At 35.6% G+C, this 5,896-nt stretch carries 3 protein-coding genes and 1 pseudogene; all 4 read left to right on the top strand.

What is annotated here, in order from left to right:
- Nucleotides 1-599: 599 nt before the first annotated feature.
- The 4 genes and pseudogenes from clpS (at nt 600) to AC3DU7_RS22705 (ending at nt 5,870) form a co-directional block, all read left to right on the top strand.
- A complete protein-coding gene (gene clpS, locus AC3DU7_RS22720; RefSeq protein WP_293089369.1) occupies nt 600-887 on the top strand; it encodes an ATP-dependent Clp protease adapter ClpS in 288 nt (95 codons plus the stop codon).
- 242 nt (nt 888-1,129) lie between these two features.
- Nucleotides 1,130-1,423 (top strand): annotated as a pseudogene (locus tag AC3DU7_RS22715) (zinc ribbon domain-containing protein); the annotation flags it as partial.
- Nucleotides 1,424-1,517: 94 nt separating this feature from the next.
- Nucleotides 1,518-2,543, top strand: a complete 1,026-nt coding sequence (locus AC3DU7_RS22710; RefSeq protein WP_488041568.1) for a CPBP family intramembrane glutamic endopeptidase — start codon at nt 1,518-1,520, stop codon at nt 2,541-2,543.
- 180 nt (nt 2,544-2,723) lie between these two features.
- On the top strand, nt 2,724-5,870 hold the full coding sequence (locus AC3DU7_RS22705; protein ID WP_488041567.1) for a DEAD/DEAH box helicase: 3,147 nt from the start codon (nt 2,724-2,726) through the stop codon (nt 5,868-5,870).
- The last annotated feature ends 26 nt before the right edge of the window (nt 5,871-5,896 follow it).

Here is a 5,896-nt window from a genome sequence, read left to right as displayed (position 1 = left end):
CATCGAGAGGAGTTGATATTGTTCTTAACAATAATTGTTCCACTGGGTAGTTGATAAGCATCTAACTCTCCCCGTTTCCACATATTCCAAGCTGTCTTGTAACAAACTCCTAAAGATTTTGCATAATCAGATAATTTCATTCATAAACCTATTTATGGGAGTTTAACTAATCCCAGTCTAAGATATTTTTAGTTGTTTTTCTATGTTTTTCTATAAAATTAATAAAACTTTACAATACTATCATAATTCTCAAATTAGAGCGTTAGAGTCAAAATTTAAAAGTCAAAAGTCAGGTAACTCCCTAATTTGGATTTTTTTGATTTGCTTTGTTGAGTAATATTAAGTTTTATGTTATAGTTTGATCGATATATACTCATAATGTTTGAGTGTAGGCCAAAATATATATAAAGTAATATTTAGCTATATATTTGTTTTCGGGCGATCCCTAAATGCTAATGACTAGCATTCCTGAAAAGTCAAATAATTGGTAGATATCATTCAACAGAGTTAAGTATATTTACTTTATGTCTAGACTGAATATTGGTTTAGACTAAGGTTATTATGTTGTCGTATTAGTATTTTTTTATCAGGATAGAGTAGTGTCTGTCGAGACTATAGAAAAGCGTTCCACTTCCACAGTCCGTAAACCTGCACCACGTTATCGTGTTTTACTCCATAATGATGATTTTAATAGTATGGAGTATGTTGTGCAGGCATTGATGAAGACAGTGCCGAGTCTAACTCAACCCCAAGCTGTCGATATTATGATGGAAGCTCATAGTAATGGTATCGCATTGGTAATTACCTGTGCTTTAGAACACGCTGAGTTTTATTGCCAAAATTTAAAACATCAGGGACTAACTAGTACTATAGAACCTGATGATTAATACCATATACTTTGCTTACCTTTAATAATTAATCCTTTCAGAGTAGTTTTACTCAAGTTTGAGCTATAAATCCCTACCTTTGCTGCCTGCTTGTCTTTTGCCTTGGTCTTGGTAGCAATTTATGTCCTACTAGTTTTCTTCCAACGGGAATTTCACTCCTACTAGCAGAAGGTTCATCGGGACAAACCCTGTTATTACTCCCATAAATATGAATCTATTATCTCATATTTTTGAAATACAGGAGGTTTTTTCCATCATCAAAGACTTGTTCTAACTGTGGTCATGTTCAGGATATGCCATTAAATGTAAGGACTTATGATTGTCCTGAATGTGGCTTGTCAATAGATAGAGATTTAAACGCCAGTATAAAGAGCGAGAGATGCGGTCAGCTCGACCGTGAATGCCTGTGGATGAGTAACTGCCGACGGCCTCACAAGAAGCAGGAAGTAAACATCAATTTGTCACGTTATGTGACGCTTTGTATCAGTTTTATAGAGCAGATTTTAATTTCCAACTTGTTTTCATCCATCGGCTGAAGCCTGATAGCCTTTAACTGCCAAATTCAAGGTAATATATAAACCGAGTTTCGACTTAGAGAAGCTCGGTTTCTCATTTTTATAGGTGTTGGTAGTGCCTAATTTATCATTCGGCAAAATTGCAAAGTTTCCAGTTTCTATCAGAATAGGAATTTTTATTTTAACATTACTTCTGAGTTGGATACCACTGGCAGCACCAATATATTTTTTTGGGCGAGATGCAAATTTGGCGAGTATATTGGCGATCGCTCTCCTGTATATAGAGTTTATTATTTTGGTCCAGTTTTGGGGAAAGAAAGTTTATCAACAACCACACCTACTACGTCGCTACGGTTTAGAAATAAGTAGGCGCAACTTTCAGAATTTTTTTCAAGGTTTAGGAATAGGTTTATTTAGCTTATTTGGTTTTTTTATTTTAGAAGCACTTCTGGGATGGGTTATTTGGCAGTCACCTTCAGCAAAGTTACCTCAATTTATTTTGGAAGGTTTCTTGGTATCTGTGGGTATTGGTTTTGCTGAGGAGTTACTATTTCGAGGTTGGTTATTGGATGAGTTGGAGCGAGACTACAAACCAAAAGTAGCTTTGTGGGTAAGTAGTGTTGTATATGCTTTACTACACTTTATTAAACCAGTGGAAGAAATTTTGCGGACTTGGTTTCAGTTTCCTGGTTTGGTGTTGTTGGGTTTAATTTTTGTTTGGGCAAAACGTGATGAGGAAGGAAGAAGGAAGAAGGAAGAAGGAAGAAGGAGTAAGTGGATGGAGACTCAAAACCCAACCAAGGAAGAAGGAAGAAAAAATAAGGAAGAAAGAAGAAGGAAGAAAGAAGAAGGAAGAAAGAAGAAGTGGATGGGGACTAATTGTAAAGACTTTGTAGATGGCGGGGTATTAAACCTAAAAGAAAAAAATAAATTGACTTATTATCAACAAAAATTATTGGGTTTGCCTATTGGTATTCATGCTGGTTTTGTTTGGGGTTATTACATTATTAATGTGGGTGGTTTAGTTAAGTATTCTGGTGTGGTTGGAGAGTGGATAGTTGGGATAAATGGTAATCCTTTGGCAGGTGTAATGGGATGGTTTTTTTTAGGGGCGATCGCTTTGTTTATTCAGCGAAAGTGAATTGGTATAACATAGAAGGAGTCAGGAGACAGAATTGAGGAGAAAATCATAGCTGCCGTGATTTAGTAATCAATAGATTGGCCATTGTCAAACATTTGCCTTTGCTCTGAGAAATTTCTTTTGCAATAATTAAGTAGTATCATACTTACAATAAAGTTCAGAGTGCTAAATTTTTGAGAAATGAAAATTATCCACGGAACCTGGATACCTAAAACGGAAACTGAATTCATTCAAAACGGAGCTTTTTTTCTCTGGATAGAAACAGAGTCTCTACCCAAAAAACGGAAAAAAAAGTCGGAAAAATATCAACGCCATCCCGGACATTTAGGTAAAGACGAATTGTATCTTTTCCTCAGTAATGAATTAAAACTTCCAGCTCTCAAATATGGCACTTTTGACCAAAATATAACTACCAAATACTTCCTTCTTCCCAGCAGCAAAAGTCAACCTTTACCCTCACCAGAATTAAGTCGCTACCAGGAAACCGAACCGCCAGAGACAACACAATGGCAACTTTGGGAAATTGACTGTTATCATCTCACTCCTATTATCAAACTACTCAACGAAATTCACTTTCTCTGTCTTTATAATGCTGCTGAAATACAACTAGGAGCAGACTTACTTTTCTGGTATCATTACTCCCAGTCTTTCAAATCAATTATTTTTAAAGACCAATATATTCCTGCTTTAAAATATCGAGAATTAGAACAGAAAAAAGGTAGACGGAAAAAGAATACACCATCCTTTGAAATATATCCAACTTGGGAAATTATCTCTCCATCCTACGAAGATAACATTAATTATTATCTCGAATATATGCCTCTTGCTTGCGCTTCCGGTTTTGATGAAGCGACTACAACCCTAGAATTTTACGACAAAGAAACCTTACTCCGTCATTTTTCTGAATGTTTGCTCAATAAAATTGTCACCGACACTCCTATTCCTGCTACTTTTGAGAAAAAATTAACTGACTCTCGACTACTGACTGGTTGTTTGCGTCTCCAGTCTGATAACCCACCTTGGTTAGATGATGCTGCTTTGACAGAATATCAAAAATGGCAAAGTTGGAAAGAGAAAATTGTTGGTGCACAAGATGACTCAGCTTTTCACCTCTGTTTTCAATTAGAAGAAGCGTCAGAAAAATTTCCTGATGATTGGTATTTAAAATTTATGGTTTCCTTGAAAAAAGACCCTTCTTTCAAACTAGAATTACAGGAATATTGGAGTCAAACTCAGAGGAAAAAAACAGCTACAAAAAAACAGTTTGGTAAAGATTTTGAAAAAGATTTACTCTTAAATTTAGGCTATGCTGCGAGGATTTATCCTTTAATTTGGCAGGGATTAGAAACGGATAAACCTGTTGGTTTTTCCCTAGCTTTAACAGCAGCATTTGATTTTCTTAAAGAAACTGCTTGGGTATTAGAAGATGCAGGTTATAAAGTAATTATTCCTGCTTGGTGGACTCCTCAAGGTCGTCAACGAGCAAAAATTCGTCTCAAAGCTTCTCCTAAAAAATCAGCTCCTACTTCTGCAGGAAAAGGTCATTTTCAGTTAGAAAACCTGATTGAATATCAATATGAATTAGCTATTGGAGACCAACCTATTACTGCTAAGGAATGGAAGCAGTTAGTTGATGCTAAAAGTCCTTTGGTGAAGTTTCGGGGACAGTGGATGGAATTAGACCAAAATCAAATGCAGCAAATGTTAGATTTTTGGCAAACTCATCAAAAAGAAAAGCCTGAATTAACTTTGCCAGAGTTGTTACAAAAAGCATCGGAAGTTGGTTCGGAATTTGAGGTGGAACCGGATGAAAGTTTGGCGGCAATGCTGACTAAATTGCAAGACCCTAATTGTTTGGAAATAATTGATAATCCTAAGAAATTAAAAGGTACTTTAAGAGAGTATCAAAAACGGGGAGTTTCTTGGATTCAATTTCTGGAACAGTTAGGATTAAATGGTTGTTTGGCGGATGATATGGGACTTGGTAAAACGGTGCAAGTAATTGCTTGGTTGGTAATGGAAAAGGAGTTGAAAAAAAAGGTTTTACCGACTTTATTAATTGCCCCTACTTCTGTGGTTGGTAACTGGCAAAAGGAAATAGAAAAGTTTGCTCCGCATTTAAAAGTTATTGTGCATCATGGTAGTAATAGAATTCAAGATGATAAGGAGTTCAAAAATGCTATTTTAAAGTTTAATATTGTGATTACTTCTTTTACTTTGGCTAGAAAAGATGTAAAACTTTTGGAGGGGATAAATTGGCAGCGAATTGTTTTGGATGAAGCTCAAAATATTAAGAATCCGAAGGCGGCTCAGACTAAGGCTATTTTGAAATTATCGGCTAAATATCGTTTGGCTTTAACGGGAACTCCAGTGGAAAATCGATTGTTAGATTTGTGGTCTATTTTTAATTTTCTCAATCCTGGTTATTTGGGAAAGGAGGCTCAATTTCGGAAGAATTTTGAGATGCCAATTCAGAAAGAGAATAATCAGGTTCAGTCAATTGTTTTAAAGAAGTTGATTCAACCTTTTATTCTCAGGCGGGTAAAAACTGACAAGGATATTATTAAGGATTTGCCTGATAAAGTTGAGCAAAAACAATATTGTAATTTGACAAAGGAGCAAGCTTCTTTATATGAGGCAATTGTTAAAGATGTGATGGAACAGTTGGAAAATGTTGAGGGAATTCAACGTAAGGGATTGATGTTATCAACGTTGATGAAACTCAAACAAATTTGTAATCATCCCCGTCAATTTTTACAGGATAGGAGTGAGTTTACTCCGGAACGTTCCCAGAAATTAGAACGTTTGGGTGAGATGAGTGAGGAGGTTATTTCTGAGGGGGATAGTTTATTGATTTTTACTCAATTTACTGAAATTGGTGAGGCTTTACAATATTATTTTAAACAGTCTTTTCATTACAATTGTTATTATTTACATGGGGGAACCGCGCGACAGAAAAGGGAAGAAATGATTAGGGAATTTCAAGACCAAGAAACTGAACCTTCTGTATTTGTTTTATCTTTAAAAGCTGGTGGTGTAGGAATTACTTTAACTAAGGCAAATCATGTTTTTCATTTTGACCGTTGGTGGAATCCGGCGGTGGAGGATCAAGCAACCGATAGAGCTTTTAGGATAGGTCAAAAAAAGAATGTTTTTGTGCATAAATTTGTGGCTTTGGGTACTTTGGAAGAGCGTATTGACCAGATGATTGAGGATAAGAAAAAGGTAGCAAATGTGATTGTTGGTTCTGATGAATCTTGGTTGACGGAGTTGGATAATGAGAGTTTTAAGGAGTTGATTGTTTTGAATAAGCAAATAGTGGTTTAATTAATGAATAATGAATAATGAATAAT

It is taken from the genome of Okeania sp. (genome assembly GCF_983059655.1).
The sequence above is the reverse complement of the archived record's forward strand: the minus strand, read 5'-3'. Positions and strand labels throughout refer to the sequence as shown.

Bases quoted from the DNA above. Each gene is read 5' to 3' on its own strand.
- AC3DU7_RS22705 (WP_488041567.1), top strand. From the start codon at position 2,724: ATGAAAATTATCCACGGAACCTGGATACCTAAAACGGAAACTGAATTC.